At 43.5% G+C, this 16781-nt stretch carries 11 protein-coding genes; 4 read left to right on the top strand and 7 right to left on the bottom strand.

What is annotated here, in order from left to right:
• Positions 1 to 133: 133 nt before the first annotated feature.
• Positions 134 to 3013 carry a PD-(D/E)XK nuclease family protein gene (locus R9C00_10440; GenBank protein ID WPO37871.1) on the top strand — a complete coding sequence of 960 codons (2880 nt, stop codon included), beginning with the start codon at positions 134 to 136 and terminating at the stop codon, positions 3011 to 3013.
• Here R9C00_10440 and R9C00_10435 read toward each other — a convergent pair.
• The 5 genes from R9C00_10435 to R9C00_10415 all read right to left on the bottom strand — a co-directional run bounded on the left by R9C00_10435 (position 3010) and on the right by R9C00_10415 (position 11691).
• On the bottom strand, positions 3010 to 5154 hold the full coding sequence (locus R9C00_10435; protein WPO37870.1) for a mechanosensitive ion channel family protein: 2145 nt from the start codon (positions 5152 to 5154) through the stop codon (positions 3010 to 3012). The genes R9C00_10440 and R9C00_10435 overlap by 4 nt on opposite strands.
• A gap of 425 nt (positions 5155 to 5579) precedes the next feature.
• A complete protein-coding gene (locus tag R9C00_10430) occupies positions 5580 to 6611 on the bottom strand; it encodes an L-rhamnose/proton symporter RhaT (protein WPO37869.1) in 1032 nt (343 codons plus the stop codon).
• A gap of 248 nt (positions 6612 to 6859) precedes the next feature.
• Entirely contained in the window at positions 6860 to 8308 is a 1449-nt protein-coding gene (gene aldA / locus R9C00_10425) for an aldehyde dehydrogenase (GenBank protein WPO37868.1), read from the bottom strand.
• Positions 8309 to 8337: 29 nt separating this feature from the next.
• Positions 8338 to 9117 (bottom strand): enoyl-CoA hydratase-related protein, encoded by a 780-nt coding sequence (locus R9C00_10420; GenBank protein ID WPO37867.1) that lies wholly within the window; start codon positions 9115 to 9117, stop codon positions 8338 to 8340.
• Between the two features lie 57 nt (positions 9118 to 9174).
• Positions 9175 to 11691, bottom strand: coding sequence for a hypothetical protein (locus tag R9C00_10415; GenBank protein ID WPO37866.1), 2517 nt, complete (start codon positions 11689 to 11691; stop codon positions 9175 to 9177).
• Positions 11692 to 11940: 249 nt separating this feature from the next.
• Between R9C00_10415 and R9C00_10410 the strand changes: the two genes are divergently transcribed.
• The 3 genes from R9C00_10410 (at position 11941) to R9C00_10400 (ending at position 14285) form a co-directional block, all read left to right on the top strand.
• On the top strand, positions 11941 to 12723 hold the full coding sequence (locus R9C00_10410) for an IclR family transcriptional regulator (protein WPO37865.1): 783 nt from the start codon (positions 11941 to 11943) through the stop codon (positions 12721 to 12723).
• A gap of 219 nt (positions 12724 to 12942) precedes the next feature.
• A complete protein-coding gene (locus R9C00_10405; GenBank protein ID WPO37864.1) occupies positions 12943 to 13374 on the top strand; it encodes a VWA domain-containing protein in 432 nt (143 codons plus the stop codon).
• Positions 13368 to 14285: a VWA domain-containing protein gene (locus tag R9C00_10400; GenBank protein ID WPO37863.1), complete on the top strand. Its 918-nt coding sequence runs from the start codon at positions 13368 to 13370 to the stop codon at positions 14283 to 14285. Before R9C00_10405 ends, R9C00_10400 begins: the two co-directional genes overlap by 7 nt.
• Positions 14286 to 14450: 165 nt before the next feature.
• On the opposite strand, the gene R9C00_10395 is transcribed toward R9C00_10400, so the two are convergent.
• Together R9C00_10395 and R9C00_10390 are read right to left on the bottom strand one after the other, a co-directional pair.
• Positions 14451 to 15596 (bottom strand): CaiB/BaiF CoA-transferase family protein, encoded by a 1146-nt coding sequence (locus R9C00_10395; protein WPO37862.1) that lies wholly within the window; start codon positions 15594 to 15596, stop codon positions 14451 to 14453.
• A gap of 18 nt (positions 15597 to 15614) precedes the next feature.
• A complete protein-coding gene (locus R9C00_10390) occupies positions 15615 to 16757 on the bottom strand; it encodes a CaiB/BaiF CoA-transferase family protein (GenBank protein ID WPO37861.1) in 1143 nt (380 codons plus the stop codon).
• Between the last annotated feature and the right edge of the window lie 24 nt (positions 16758 to 16781).

The raw sequence follows: 16781 nt of genomic DNA, 5'->3' as shown, positions 1-16781 counted from the left end.
CCAAACATTGCTTGACAAAGCACGATTGCAGAAGCAAATTCTCTTTTAAAACCACTTCGCCGCTTAAACTTATTTTACACTTCCATTTCCCAACCTTTCCACCGATATTTGGGCGAACCATTAACTGTTGCCGATGTCCACATTTTTGAAAGAACTTGCCCAAGCGTTGTATGAAGAACACGGAGAAGATACCTACAAGCTCTGCGTGGTTCTTCCTTCCCGAAGGGCGAGCTTGTATTTCAAAAATTACTTGGCGGAGATTGCCCAGAAGGACATGATTGCGCCTACGGTGCAGTCGATGGATGATTTTGTGCACCGCCTCAGCGATTTGCAGGTGACGGATTACCTCAGTTTGCTGTTTGAACTGTACCAGTCGTACAGAAAATTTGACCAAGCCGAAGACCATACCTTGGAGCAGTTCATTCCCCTCGGCGGGCAGATCCTGAAAGACTTTAGCCTTATTGACAAGAACCTTAGCTTCCCACAAGCCAAAAAGCTGTTTGAAACGCTGGAGGAAACCAAGGCGGTGGAGCGCTGGGCGGAGGAACTGGGCAAGCCTTTCGAACTAAAAGAAAGTTCTTCCCTCAAAGACTTCTTCAACTTTTGGAAGTTCCTGACCAAGACGTATTTCGATTACCGCCAAAAACTCCTTTCGGAGAATAAAGCGTATAGCGGATTGGCGTACCGACTGGTGTACGAAAACATTGACGAAAGGCTCAAAAACTTTGATTACAAAAAGATCATCTTTGCCGGATTTTTCCAGCTCACGGTGGTGGAAGAGCACCTGATACAAAAACTGGTGCAAGATGGAAAGGCGGTTTCCTACTGGGACTCGGACCGGTATTACATGGACAACCCCAACCACGAGGCGGGCGATTACATCCGAAACTTCGTGAAGCGTTGGCTGCCAGAAGATTATAGCTTTAGAAGAAATGAAATTTTGGGCAATCAGCCAAAGATCCAAATATTGAATGCGGGAGACAGGCTCAACCAAGCCAAGGTTGCGGGCAAGCTGCTGGAAAATCAGCTCAAAGGCTATGTGGCAGAGGGCACTTTCGATGCCTTCAAAGATAAGATCAACGACACGGCGATCCTCCTCCCCGATGAAACCATGCTCTTTCCCCTACTCCATTCCCTTCCCGAATGGCAAGATTCAACGCTTGGCAAATACATCACCGCTGCTGATTTTGTGAACGTGACCATGGGTTTTTCCATGCAATATTCCCCGCTCCACTCGCTGATTGAGAGCGTGTTTTTGTTGCAGCAAAACCTCAAAGACCATAAAAATGGCGCGGTGTTTTACCACAAAGATGTGCTCAGGCTCATCCGCCATCCGTACGTGCAGTTTATGGAAGGAAAGGAAACCCTCAACCTCGAAACCCAACAGAAGATTCAGAAAGACAAACGGGTGTATATCAGCGAAAAATGGCTGGCTGAAAACACTGAAAACGATGACGTGTTTGAGCAGTTATTTATAAGCTGGGGCGGGAAAACGGAGAAGGCTATCGCTTACTTCGAGCAATTGATAGAGCTGCTTTACCAAGAATTTGATAAAGATAAAAATGCCTTGGAGTTGGAGTTTTTGCTCCAATTTTACACCACGCTGAATAAACTTAAAAACATCCTTTTAGCCGAAGAGGAAAAGATTTCGGTGAAGACGTTTAGGCAGTTCCTCACCGAGCAGTTCAAGAGCATGAGTGTGCCGTTTACGGGCGAACCACTTGGTCCGGTGCAAGTGATGGGTACACTGGAAAGTCGCTCGCTGGACTTCGAAAATGTGATCATCCTCTCGTGCAACGAAGGAGCTTTCCCCCAAGGGAAAATCCTAGATTCGCTTATCCCTTTCGACATAAGAAAGCTCTTCAACCTCCCGACCTACAAGGAAAATGATTCTTCGTTTGCCTACACTTTTTACCGCCTTTTCCACAAGGCAAAAACCATCACGCTGATCTATTCGGAAGCTAGCGACATGAGCACTTCGGGGGAAAAAAGCCGTTTTCTCACCCAAATAGAAAAAGACGAACGCTTGGTGGTCGACAAGATCAGCTTGCCTCCCCAATTGCCCGTTCCGGTGGATAATATCCGCAGTATGGAAAAAGACGAAGCCATCATCAAAATGGTAGAAGCTGCTTTTGTGAAAGGACGAAGCCCTTCGGCTATCAACAGCTACATCCGCAATCCCTTGGAGTTTTTGCTGCGGAGCATCATGAAATTGCAAGAAACGGAGGAGATAGAAGAAAACCTAGATGCCCGAAGCTTCGGCACGCTCATCCACGAAACGCTGGACAGACTGCTGATGCCTTCCATTGGCAAAAATGTGGATGCAAAAGTAATTGAAAGCTTGTCCGAAAACAGGGAATTGCTACACCAAACCATGATGGAGGTGATAAGGCAAGAAATGGGGCAAATAGTGGTAGACAGCGGTAGGAACTTTATGCTCTACAAAGTTGCCGAGCGACTGATAGACAAATTCTTTGAGCAACAAAAGGAAGATGAGAAGCCATTTTTCCTCATTGCCCAAGAGACTTTCTATGACCATACCATTATGGTGAAGCTGCACGATGGCAGAGAAGTTCCATTCAGGATTACAGGCAAGGCTGACCGCATTGATATCTGCGGAGATGCCATACGCATAGTAGATTACAAAACAGGTACTTTCCAACCCGCTCAGCTTAAGGCTTCGTGTATGGAAGACCTTCTGCTCGACCATAGCAAGGAGAAAATAGTGCAGCTGTTGCTCTACAAATACTTGCTGATAAAGGCGCAGCAAAAAGGGGAAACCCCTCACCTACCCCCAGTGGGCAGCGGTATGGAAGTCCTTTCCGGGTTCTACTTTTTCCGCAAGCTTTCCTCAGGTTTTCAAGTTTACAAACTAGCGGATGAGCCTACGGAAATAGATGATTTTTGTGCCTATGTGGAGAAGTTTCTTGGCTTGTTTGTGAGGGATGTACTGAATCCCAAAAAACCCTTTACCAACGAACCGTCCGACTTTGGGCTGCTGCTGGAAATCTAAGCTTGCCCATCATCCAGGCTCGATGCCACTTGGGGGATGGCAAACTTGATATCTTGTTTCTCGGCAAGGCGGATGATTTTTTGGATCATTTCCTGCCTACACGCAAGCTCGTCGCCATATTCTGGCACTTCAAAATAGATATAAAAAAGCACATCGAGCGAGTACTTTCCTAGTTCATGCATATAAATGTGGTACACATCTTTTCGCGTTTTCGGATGCTCTTCCACCATTTTCCTGAGCGACTCTACATACTTGTTCACCTTTTTGAGCGGCGTGTCATAGCCCAACCTGATCAGGGTCTTGTACCTACGGTATTGCCTCATTCCCAAGTTGTTCAGGTCCATATTGATCAGGTTTCCATTGGGAACGGAAATAAGCGAGTGCTCTGGAGTACGGATGCGGGTGGAACGCAGCCCAATGTTTTCAATAGTTCCTAAGTTGGTGCCAAAGCGGACAAAATCCCCCACTTTGAAAGGACGATCTAAAAAGATCATGATAGAGCCGATAAAGTTCTTGATGGATTCTTGCGCTGCTAAAGCTACTGCCAAACCACCTATGGAAAGTCCAGTAAGCATTTTCGTGGTATCCACATTCAAGATCCTGAACAGTAAAATAACCGCTCCAAAGAAAATTATAATTTTGAGAAAAATACCTATGAAAGGCGTAAGTCCTTTGGAGTCCGCTGCCAATTTACTGGGCGAATCATGTGCTTTTTGAAGAATAAAAAACACTACAAAATCCACCAACCTAAATAGGGTGTTTGTAGAAAAAAGCAGGGACATCAATTTTGCAATTAGCACTGAGGTTACCAGTGTTTCCGCATGCAAGCCAATGGAAGGAATTAAGTACACAAAGAGCATGATGCTCAGCGTATAGCAAAGTGAAAGTGTAAACTTAGAAAACTGGGCTCGTTTATCTTTATCCTTAAACACTACTTTGTTAAGAAGGAAGAAAATCAATTTTAACACCCAAAAAACGAGCAACCCACTAAAGATAAACAGCCCGAAGCCAACATCTTTCCAAAATGTTTTGCTGAATGAAGTATAAATATTGGTTCCTAAATATTTTTGGATGAATGAAACAAATGTTTCTAGCAAGTCGGTACCAAGCAAATACACCGAACTGTGCATTCTAGGAATCAACTTTACGGTGTGGTTGGAGAACAACCATTCATCCCCAACTTTTTCAAGGTAAACTTCAGGTAAAATATTGGATATCACATACTTTTTTTGCCCAGATGCATTACTAGAAAGTGTGTCTTGAAAATTAGCATCTTTGGGAATTTTATCGTACCTCAGTACCACCCCCCTGCCTTCCAAAATTTGCTTGAGTTTTATACTCAAAATAATTTTTTGCTCTTCTGGAAGATTACCGGCAAGCGTTTTTCCTGCTAAAGTAGGCCTAAAACTCGTTTCCGATAAGAAATAGTCCAAGGACATGATGGTATTGAAAGGAGTAGCCGTGCTAAATTTGTAATCCAACGATACATCAGCCTCGCTCAGCTCATCTTCGTACTTTTTTTCCAGCTTTTTAAGCTCTTTCACCACCTCTTCCGATTCCAAATCTAGGGGATCTCCCTCATCAACCACCACTGTGTTTTTTTCCGACTTCCCTTTTTGAGTAACTTCAGCCGAAGCCTCCGAAGCCTTTTTCACAACCTTTGGCGGTGATGTTGCAAATAACTTATCATGGATTTGCTGGATTGCCAGTACCGTTTCTTGGGAATAGAGCCAATCCCCGTCTACTTTTTCCAAATAAATAGAGGGATAGGCTTCAAACAATACATATTTACGTTTCCTATCCGCATCGTTGTAATTCCTTCTATCAGGAATATCATACACCTGCAAATACCCTATTTCTTGGAAAATCTGCTTTAGTTTTATGATGAGGTTTATTTTCTTGCCCAACGACATTTCTGGAGCATAAAGGGTTTGAGATGCAATAGGGGGATAGAAATTGGACTTTTCCAAATACCCAAGGTGAGAAATAACTGCCTTCCGAGGTGTGCTTACCGAATAGCTTATATCATCTACTTCGATAATAAATTGGGCACCTGCTGTAGTTGCAGCACCTATAATGAACAGGTATATAAAAACCAGTACAAACTGGTATTTCAGCAGTTGAGTTAGATATTTCGACATGCTTGTAAGTTCGAGTAAGTATCTTCTATTCCTTGGTGTAGCAAAGTATAGCTTATTATTATGTAAATTAAGCTATTCAGAAATTAAATAAAAAAACAGCCATAGCTTTTAAAGGCTATGGCTGTTAAATCCCCTTGCTTGGAAGACAAAACTACTTCGAGTCGATGCGTTTTTTCTCTTCTCCTGCTAGTTTACCTCCAATAATGAATGCTGCTACCAAAAGAACAACAAAAAATACTTGTGCGGCTAGTTCCATGATTTTAGATTATATGTTTTCTATATTTTGTTTCTACTTGATAGGCAAAAATAAACATAGTTCAACAAAAACCGACAACTATCTTTTTTATTATTTGAAAGACTTTGGAATAAGCTTCTTTTAACACGATAAATAATTCCCTGACCTACCTTCCAGAAAACATTATCAATTAACTTATAGAATTGCCATAGGCTACAATGATGATTCCTATGACCATGACGGCCAGCCCACCGACCAACCATGCCTGACTTGTCTTTCCAGCTTGTTTCCACTCACCCGTGAACACGCCCAGCAAATTCGCTACAATGATGCAGCCCGTTTGGAAAATGGCAAAGCCAACAGAAGTGCCTAACTCGCCCAACTCGTATGCCCCCAGCCCATAAATAATCAGAGAGCCACAGTAGACAATTGACATGATGAGCAAAAGGAAAATATTTCTCCCACTTTCTTTTTGGGTAAAATTCCCCCAGCTTTTTTTCTTGGAAAGGTCAGTGGCAAAATAGCCAACCGTAGTAATTCCACTTCCCACAAATGCCGGAAGCATCACCGCAAGGCGGGCAACCCAAGGCGGATTTCCAAATTGCTCTTGAGATATCGCCCCAATGTTCCCCATGGAATCTGCAATGAAATAGGCTAGATTAAACCCTGCTGCACTAATACCACCGATCACACACAGAATGATTCCAATGCGCATATTTGCGCTCGATGATGCATCTTGTTTTCCTTCATTTTCAGCCTTTTCTCGAAGTAGGCCTGCTTTTCCATTGGCCATAATCCCGAGCATGATCACAAACACTCCCGCAAGAATTACCATTCCGCCCGGTGTAGAAAGCTTTTCAACTCCTCCACCCATAAAAAATGGTAACAAAGTTCCAGAAAGCGTGGCCACTCCAATGAGCAAAGAAAAGCCCAAAGCCATCCCAATTTTAGCAATGCTGATTCCCCACAAAAGATTACCAACTCCCCATACCCCCCCCAGCCCTATCACCAGCAAAAGTATATCCACTGGCACTTGTTTGAATGTATCAGCCGCACCGTTTACCAACAGAGCAGTTGATGCTATGGGAACAACAAACATGGCTAAAAACCAGAAAGTCCCCCATACATTTTCTATCTCATAATTCTTCGTGTACTTACTAGGCAATGCATAAAAACCCAGTAATACCGCGGCGAATAAAACCCAAAAGATACCTATTCCCATATAATTTATATTTTACTGGTTCTCTAATGAAACACTTGAAGTACTTGCCTAATAAAGTCCTCTTTTTTAAAGAGGTTAGAGGTTGGATGCTAGAGGCTAGAAAAGCAAACGCAATGAAGTCTGGCAAGGTCGGAAGTCAGAAGTTTTTCCTTTTCTAACTTCCAACCTCTAGCCTCTAATCGCATGTATTCAAGACCTCAAAAAGAACCGTATATTCTTAGATAATGAAGATTGTTGAGCAACTACTACTATTTGTAGTTCATGTAAATAGTTCTCTTCTGCAAGTAGTTCTCGATGCCGTAAATACCATCTTCCCCTCCTAGCCCACTGGTTTTGTGCCCAGAGTGGTAGCCTTGGATGTACCCAACTATTTGCTTGTTGATGAAGATCGTCCCCACCTGCATTTCTTGGATAGAACGCATGATGCGCTTGTGGTTTTGCGTGTACAAATAGGCAGAAAGTCCTTCTTCCCTACTGTTCAGCATTCCCAATGCTTCTTCGTAATCCGATACTTTGAGGATAGGCAGAATAGGTCCGAATATTTCGTTCTGAACGGTTTCATGGTCATTTTTCACTCCAGTCAAAACAGTAGGCGCATACCAGTTTCCTTTTTCAAACATCTTCCCTTCTGGTCTTCCACCACCCATGATCAGCTCCGCTCCTTGGGTCACGTTCTTCTTCACAATCTGGTCTATCCGCTCAAGCCCGACCTTGCTCACGTTAGGGCCCATATCCACGTTGGTCATTGGGTCGCCTACTTTAATTTTTTTCACACGCTCAATCAGCTTCTCAGTGAACTCATCAGCTACTTTCTCGTGCACAAATACCATTTCGTTGCAAATACACACTTGCCCGCAGTTGGCATAGCGAGAGATAGCCGCCGCCTCTACCGCCACGTCAATTTCCGCATCTTCCATCACAATGAAAGGCGCTTTTCCGCCAAGTTCCAACACCAAGCCCGCAACATTTTGAGACGCAGTTTTGTAAATAGCCTGCCCTGCCCTAGTGCTACCCGTCATCGAAACCAACTTTGTGATAGGACTTTCGACCAACTGAGCACCTACGGAGGCACCGTAACCTACTACCATGTTGATTACCCCTTTGGGCAAGCCTACTTCATCTACCAACCTACAAAACTCCGAGGCGGTGAAAGGCGTAAGCTCCGAAGGCTTGATCACCATCGTATTTCCAGTAACCAACGCCGGACCAACTTTACGTCCAATGAGCGCCAAAGGATAATTGAAAGCCATGAGACCAACCGTTACGCCATAAGGAACTTTGTGAATACTGAGCTGCTCATCAGGCTTATCCGAATAGAAAATATTTCCACTAATGCGGCGAGCTGCCTCAGCCGAGTAACTCAAATACCTAACAGTATCATCTACTTCTCCAAAAGCTTCGGCGAGGGTTTTCCCCTGTTCCATTACTAGGAGTTTGGCAAAATGCTCGCGCTCTTCTTTCAGTTTATCGCAGATGGCAAGGAGGTAATTCGCCCGTTCCTGGGCAGTAGTCTCTTGCCATTTCAATTGGGCTTTTTCGGAAGTCTCCAAAGCGAGTTGGACTTCTTCAGGAGTACTTTCGTACAAAGTCGCAATGACTTCCCCGTTTGCAGGGTTTTCCACCTCTATGAGTGTCCCTGAGCTTTTCTCAATCCACTCACCGTTTATGTAGCAATTATAATGTTTTATTGAGTCCATAGATAAGGATGTTTTTTTGTGATGTTTTCTTATTTAAAAACTGGCTTCCTTTTTTCCACAAAAGCCTTGTTCCCTTCCAAAGCGTCGTCGGTACTGTATAGCGGAGCAACCATTTCCTCTTCCAGTTTTAGCCCATCTTCCAAGTTTTTTTCCAACCCTCTGTTCACACACACTTTTATGGCAGCCATAGCTTCCACAGGTCCTTCTGCAAGTTTTTCGGCATAGGCTTTTACCTTTTCCTTAAACTCTTCTTTTCCGTAAAGATGGTTGATCAAGCCGTAGTCGTAAGCCTGGCCTGGAGAGATATTATCGCCTGTTACCAGCAACTCCAAAGCCTTGCTCTTATCAATAAGGCGAATCAATCGCTGCGTGCCGCCATTGCCCGGAATAAGTCCAAGCTTAATCTCTGGTAAGCCTAAGAAATAGCTTCCTTCCGCCGCTAGGCGAATGTCGCAAGCCATAGCCAGCTCTAAGCCTCCGCCCAGCGCATGACCATTTATAGCTGCAATAGTTAGCTTTTTACTTTCCGCCAAGCTGTTTGCCGCTAGGCGGGCATGCTCTACCATTTCCTTGTTCTCCTCTTCAGTATTTGCTTCGAACACCTTGATGTCTGCACCTGCTGAAAAGAATCGGTCAAGGGCACTGTCCACCACAATCACCTTCACTTCGGCATCGGCATTTGCCTGAGCCACGCAGTCGATAAGCTGCTTCATGAAGTTGATTTCGTAGCAATTGGCTTTGGGTCGGTTGATGGTTACATAACCTACCCTATTCTCCTTAGAAAGCGTTATTACTTGTTCGTTGTTCATTGGTTTATTTATTGAGTTTCCCAAGCTCGGGTTTTTGCCCGAGCTTGGGAAAGATGTTTATTCTTTTTCTTCAAAACCGTTGGCTATTGGCATTTTCTCATCCGCTTCTTCTACACCGTCTTCACCGCCCAATCCTTTAAAATAGCGATAATAATTTGCCCAACCATACTTTTGCTTCGCTTTCATCGCTTCTTCTCCTATCGCCTTTATTTCAGCCAGTTCTTTTTCCTGATCAGCCACCATCAGCATATATTCGTTTGCCGAAAGTTCTTTTCCGCTTCCATCTACCAAAGCCAATTCCACATAGAACTTATCGCCAAGAGCACCGGGAGTTTTGCAAGAAACCGTACCGAACTCTTCTGAGCTATCGCCTTTTATCTGCTTGATATCAACCGTTTCTGTTTTGATCTCTTTCTTGTCTTTATCGAAGAATTTGATCTCTACTTTGCAGTTTTTGTAGTCTTCAAAATAATCGTTGACCACCCATAGTTTTGCCTCAAATTCTTCACCTGGCATCCAGCGACGTTTGTTGTACGCCAAGCTCACCAACAATGGCTGGAAAGCACGCTGCACGTAGTAGAAAGACTTTTTAGTTTCCTGATAATAATCAACTATTCCCCATTTCATATCAGGTGCGAAGGTCATGTAATGGCAAATAGTGATCGCACTGGTTTTGGGTTTGCGCTGCCTGAAATGCTCAAGGGCATATTGGAAAATAGTACCTTGCGCCACTTGGGTAGCATCTACAAATTCTTCTATCGATCCCGTTGCCTGCGTGCCAAGCACTTCGTAGTTCAGCGTGCGGAACACATCAAAATCTGTCCAGTGATGTCCCCAACTTGGACCAGGAGGCCATAGCTCATCTTCGGGAATGAACTTTTTGATGCTTTCTATATTAGGGCAAGAAGAAATAGCTAGTTCGGGAATAACGGCATAGTCGAGGCTTGGGAAATAATCTTCCATCACCATCTGGCCCTCGCCGTAAAACAAATCGTTGGCGTGGTAACTTTCATTTGGTTTGAAGCCCAAGCTCTGCCCTACTTCATCGCTAAGCGGAGAAGATGGCAAATAATGAAGTTCGTGATAAGGACGAATAGCCTCGCCAAGTTCCTGTACGAATTTCAGGTTATAAGGGCGGTTCGCCGCGGTCATAAACAACTCTTCCGAACCTTCCAACAAAACAATAGAAGGGTTGTTACGCTGCTGTTTTACCGAGCTAATCGCTTCTTTGAAAACTGCTTTTTTGAAGGCTTCATCCTCAGGCAATGACAAACTAGCCAACGGCAACACATCTTGCCACACGGTGATCCCCGCTTCGTTGCACAGCTCATAGAAATAAGGAATTTCTTCTGGGTGCCATCCAAAAATACGAAGGTTGTTTATATTAGCTTCTTTTGCCAAACGGATCAATTCTTTGTATTTCGATTTGTGTGCCCTGCCCATAAAAATATCTGGAGGGCCACCCCAAGTTGCCGAGCGCATAAAGTGCCTTTTTCCGTTGATCATCACCGTCCAAGGATTTTCAACTTGGTCTTTGGTAAAGCCCGGGTTCATCGCCATTTTTACTTCTCTAATGCCAAAAGTAGTTTGGGTGCTGTCTTGGAAACCATCTTTTGTATCCACAACCTCAGCCGTAACGGTGTAAAGGTTTTGCTCTCCCAAATCCCAAGGCCACCAGAGCTTTGCATCCTTTATTTCAACAGGAATATTGACCGTAGTTTCTCCTCCTCCAATTTCTTTTTTCACAGAAGCTGTATAAGTTTTCGATGCAAAGTTTTTGCCCTTCACCGCCAACTTCACCTCTACATTGCGCGCTTTAGCTTCGCTATTTTTCAATTCTACCTGAACATCGAGCGTTGCCGAACCTTTCTTAATATCCGACTTTACATAGGTATCTTCTATGGTCACTTCGCCCATTGCTTCAATGTACACTGGCTTCCAGATTCCGGTAGGCGGCAAACTTACCCAGTAGTCACCGTGCCATGCCGGCTTCCTTCCCGCAACTTGGCTATAACGACGAGGCGCAGGGTGCAGGCGGATCATCAATACATTCGTTCCAAAACGCAGGCTGGTAAACCTCACCAAGTCGGTAATGTCGTACTTATTGACAGAAAACATTCCCTCTTGCGTTCCAAGCAACTCTCCATTAAAAAACACGTCGCAAGCATAATCGACACCTTCCAGCACCAACTGAATTTTCTTGCCCTCCATTTCTTTGGGCACATCGAACTGGCGCTTATACCACCACTCCAACTCCGTTACCCATTTGGCTTTTAGGCTATTGCGCCCAAAATGCGGATCATCTATCCTGCCCGACCTCCAAAGGTCCGTATATACATCACCCGGAACTTTGGCATAAATCCAGTTAAACGCATCGCCTGTAATATCGTAAGGCAAATCGTGGAAGCCGAGCTTCACTCCTTCCCCAGGGCGGATACCCTCCATTTGCCAGTTGTTTCCACCAAGGTCAAATACAACTTTGCCCTGCCCATGGGTTGGCAAAACTGCCGAGCTTAGCAATAAAAATAGCAGGCAAAATCGCCCACAAAAAATAAAGATTCTATGATGTTTCATATTTACAATTTTCGTTTTTTATTATTCATATGTAAATATATTATTTCATATTTAAAATATAAAGCCATAAATTGATTTTTTATATTTGAATATCAAATTTTATCTGCAAAGCATCTATGCAACGCTCTTTTAATTTTGAATACTTTTGTTTGCGTATAAATCCTTACTTTTATTCGCTCATAGCAATTTTAATCCCACATAAGAGGTAACCTTAGGATAAATAACTTATAACAACCAATAAGAAAGAACATGGCAAAATACATGACCCCAGCACTCGATAAAGGACTAGATATTCTCGAATATTTATCGGAAATAGCTGTGCCCCAGTCTCAAATAGAAATATCGCAGGGGATCAACAAAACTCCCAATGAGATTTACCGCATGCTAGTTTGCCTAGAAGAGCGCGGGTATTTGAACAAGGATTCTGCTACGGGGAAATTCTCTTTATCCTTAAAACTCTACCAACTTTCCCACAGACATTCACCAGTAGATGAATTTTTAAAAGCCTCTAAACCTATCATGGAATTGCTGTCCAACACCACCAAGCAGTCTTGCCATATTGGTATTTTGTACGATAAAAAATTGATGGTCATTTCCCAGACGCGTAGCCCAGGACCTGTTTCGCTTTCCATAGAAGAAGGAAGTTTATTCCCCTTGCACAAAACAACTTCGGGCAGGGTGCTTTTGGCATTTATGCCCGACCCCCAACGGGGAAACCTGCTAGAAGGAACTAAAGACTTCGTATCGCTTTCGCAAAAACAGCGCAAAGCATTTTTGAACCAACTAGAGGAGGTAAAAGCCAAAGGCTACGACATGAGGGACAGTGAAATAACGCATGGAGTGATCGACATAGCCACTCCGGTCGGATCTGCCAACCATGGGATTTATGCCGCTTTGGCTATTTCTTCACTTTCAAATATCACCGACAAGGAAAAATCCCTCGACTTTTTGGTAAAAGAAGTAAAAAATGCAGCTCATAAAATCAACGAAGCTATTGGGGTGATGAAGCCTACTATTAAGGACAGCTTGTAAGAGGATAGTTATCCGGACCGGAACAGGTAACTAAAAGAGTTTGTTTACCTAAACCACAACTTAGGTACTAACAACCGAACGCTTGAGAATTAGCAGCACCTAACCAAAGTCTTATTTTTTGTTGAAAAAGCGACAAAAGAACGGTGTTTGCGTTTAAAATAATTCCACGCCTGCATCTACCCGACCACTCATTCTATTTCCAACAAACCCTATCTGACCATGAAAAATCTGTTGTCACTTCTATTTTTGTTCCTTGCCGCAATTACCACTTCGGCACAAGAGTCTGTTAAATTAACCGCCAATACCGAATACGCTCACCTACTTGAAGGAATTCCTAACCAAAAAGTGTATGCCTACATTGAGCTAGAAGGAGCTAAAGACAACCTCCAAAAAGAAAGACCTCCGCTAAACCTCGCCGTCGTAATAGACAAAAGTGGCTCTATGGGTTCAGAAAACAAGTTGGAATATGTAAAGCAAGCGTGTCAGATCATCATTGACAACTTGGAGGAAAATGATATCCTATCGATAGTCACCTACGACACCGATGTAGATGTGCTCAAAAAAGCTGGCAAAATTGAGAACAAGGAAATCCTGAAATCTAAAGTGAAAAAGCTAACGCCAGGCTCTTCTACCAACCTCAGCGAATGCTAGAAGGGTTTGCACAGGCAAAAACACACTATGACGAGCACAGCGTCAATAGAGTTTTGCTACTTTCCGATGGATTAGCCAACCACGGTATCATCCTTATGGAAGAATTACAAAAAATTGTTGCCAACAAATACCAAAACGACCATATCGCTCTCTCTACTTTTGGCGTAGGCCTAGACTACAACGAAGATTTAATGACCAACCTCGCAGAGTACGGCAAGGGGAACTACTATTTTATAGAAGAACCGGACAAAATCCCAGAAATATTCAATTCCGAATTAAATGGCCTGTTATCGGTAATAGCTCAAAACTCAGTTCTTGAGCTATCATTTGAAGGTGCACCTGTAAAAATGAGTAAGCTTTTGGGCTTTGACTATAAAGAGGACGGAGCTACCTATAGAGTAGATTTCAACGATGTGTTTTCTGAGGAAAAGAAAGCGGTATTAGTGGAACTGAGCTTAGACAAGGCTATTGAGAAAGGAGATGAATTAGAAATAGTAGCCAAACTGACTTTTGACGATGTACTGAACAGTTATAACCGAAAGACGATAGAGAAAAAATTGACACTTGGCACAACTGACAACACAACGGTTTATAACGAATCTTTAAACTCCAAAGTAGCGAACAACAAGATTCTTTTCCTTTCTAATGATGTATTTGAAGCAGCTGTAAAAGCCGTGGACAGAAACGATTATGAGAAGGCAAAAAAACTACTCGAAGGCAATAAGCTGTTTTTTGAAGAATCTACCAAAGGCATCAAGGTCAATAAAGAAGTGGAGGACCAAATGAACATGAGCAATAAATACCTGGACGAACTGGATGAGATTAAGAGATATACTGCCGAGCAGAAAAAACAGATACAAAAAGCATCCAAAAGCTCAAATTACGAATTGAAGAAAAAGAAAAGGTATTAATAAATTGAGGTTAGAGACTAGAAAATAGAGGTTAGAAAGAATTAAAACTTCAAAAGGTGATTTTTTCTAACTTCTAACCTCCAGACTCTAACTTCTCTCAAAATATAAAACGGGATCGCACCAAGATGGAACGACCCCGTTTTTTTTATGCCTATTGATTACTGATTACAAGCCAAATTCAGCAGCCAAAGCATCATTGTCTTCACCTAACTTTGGAGACCCTTTGGAAGAGAAGAAAAGCCCATCGTTGATGCGAATAGGGCAACGGGTAGTTTTGAACGTAGTCCCGCTTTTTAAATTAATATCCTGTACCATTTCCAGCACTTTAAATGCTTCTTCGTCCATCAGCTCTTTCCAGTTCAGTACTTTAGCGCACCAAATATCAGCCGGCTCCAAAATGCTCAACCACTTTTCTGTAGTTCCCGTGAGCAAATGAGCGGCAATGGTATTTTTGATCTCATCTCGTTGGGTAAACCAGCTTTCAAAAGCTTCGTACTGGAGCAAAGCATCGCAACCAAGCAGCTTGCCCAACACCGGAATTTGCCCCATAGCCAAAGCCATGAAGGAATCTTGGGTTTTGTACACGCCATAAGGAGCACCCAAATAGGCATGTGCATTATTGCTTTTGGTACGAAGGGTAGGTTCGCCACCGTCCTTATAAAAAGTAGTGACAGATTCAAACTGGAATTCCATGATAGATTCCAACATGCTCACTTCTACTCTACCGCCTTCTCCGTTTATTCCTTTGCGCACTAGGCAAGCCAAAATTCCTTGCGCCAAATGAGCGCCGGCCAACAAATCGACAATGGCCAAGCCAACAGGCACAGGTCCGTCATCGGCATTCCCACTCAGCCCCGTAAGGCCTGAAAGCGACTGCACCAGCAAATCTTGGCCCGGTTTGTTTTTCCAAGGCCCTTCTTTGCCATAGCCCGTTATATCAGCATAAACCACACTTGGGTTCACAGCTTTCACCGAATCGTAATCCATGCCCAGCTTCTCAATAACCCCAGGGCGAAAGTTGTGCATCACCACGTCGGCTTTCTCTATGATCTTGAGTACTTTTTTCCTATCCTCCTCTTGTTTGAGGTCAGCGGCATAGCTTTCCTTGTTCCGGTTAATGGCATGGAAAATAGACGATTCGCTATCGATAGTGAGGTTGGAAACATATAAGCTCCTGCAAATATCCCCTACCTCAGGTTTTTCAATTTTGATGACCCTTGCGCCCAAGTCCGCAAGCCTAAGGCTAGCCGATGGACCAGAAAGAAATTGGCTAAGGTCAACTATCAGTATGTTATCTAATGGTTTTGACATGATTTTTTCCCCTTATTTCTACGACAAAAACTCTTTATTGATGGCTTCGGTATCTTCCCCAACTTTCGGGGCAGATTTTCTTGAATACAAACGCTCGCCATCAATCCTAATGGGACACCTAGTCGTTTTCAACACTTCGCCATCGCTCGTTTCTACTTCTTGCACCATCTCTAGCACCTTAAAGCCCTCGTGGTTCAAAATATCTTTGTACTCGTAAATAGCAGCACACCAGATGTCGGCCGGTTCTAAAATAGCCAACCATTCCTCTGTTTCTTTTTGAACAAACACAGAAGACAAAAGCTCCATGATTTCATCACGTTTCTCAAAGTGAGACACTTCATTTTTAAACTCCTCTGGCAACGCCAAACCTATAAGCCCTGCTAGTTTTTCCAAAGGAACCATCGCAATGGAAATATGACTGTTTTTGGTTTTGTAAACCCCATAAGGAGCGCCTAACTCTACATGGGCATTGCCTTTTTTCGCCCTTTTAGGAAGCTTGTTCCCATTGTTTAGAAAGCTTGTAAGTAGCTCAAACTGGATATCGAGCGTCGACTCCAGCAAACTTACTTCCACCAACGATCCTTTTCCAGTTCTGCCTCGCTCTATCAGCGCTGCCAAAATCCCCTGCACCAAATGCGCTCCCGTAAACATATCGGAAGTAGCAAGTCCGGCGGGAACAGGATCATTATCAGCATTTCCACTCAAATAATTAAGCCCCGAAAGCGACTGCACCAAAAGGTCTTGCCCAGGCTTTTTTGCCCAAGGTCCTTTCGTACCGTAGCCCGTAACCGTGCCGTACACTATTTTTGGGTTGAGAGCTTGGACCGTATCGTAATCCAAACCAATTTTTTCCATCACCCCGGGCCTAAAGTTATGCGTCATCACATCCGCTTTGGCTATGAGCTGCTTTACTTTTGCCAAGTCTTCCGGATCTTTTAGGTTGGCTGCATAGCTTTCTTTGTTTCGGTTGATGGTGTGGAACACCAAGCTATCCTTGCCTATAAAAAGGTTTTTGATGGCAATTTGTCTTCCTGCTTCCCCCGAATTCGGCCGCTCTATTTTTATCACCCTTGCTCCCAAATCTGCTAGCTTTAAGCCAGCAGAAGGACCTGCCATAAACTGGGCGAATTCCAAGACAGTTATTCCTGCTAGTGGTTTCATATTTTACATGTATTTTGGTTGAAG

It is taken from the genome of Flammeovirgaceae bacterium SG7u.111, from assembly GCA_034044135.1.
Lineage (GTDB): Bacteria > Bacteroidota > Bacteroidia > Cytophagales > Flammeovirgaceae.
This window is presented reverse-complemented; position numbering and strand designations above follow the sequence as displayed.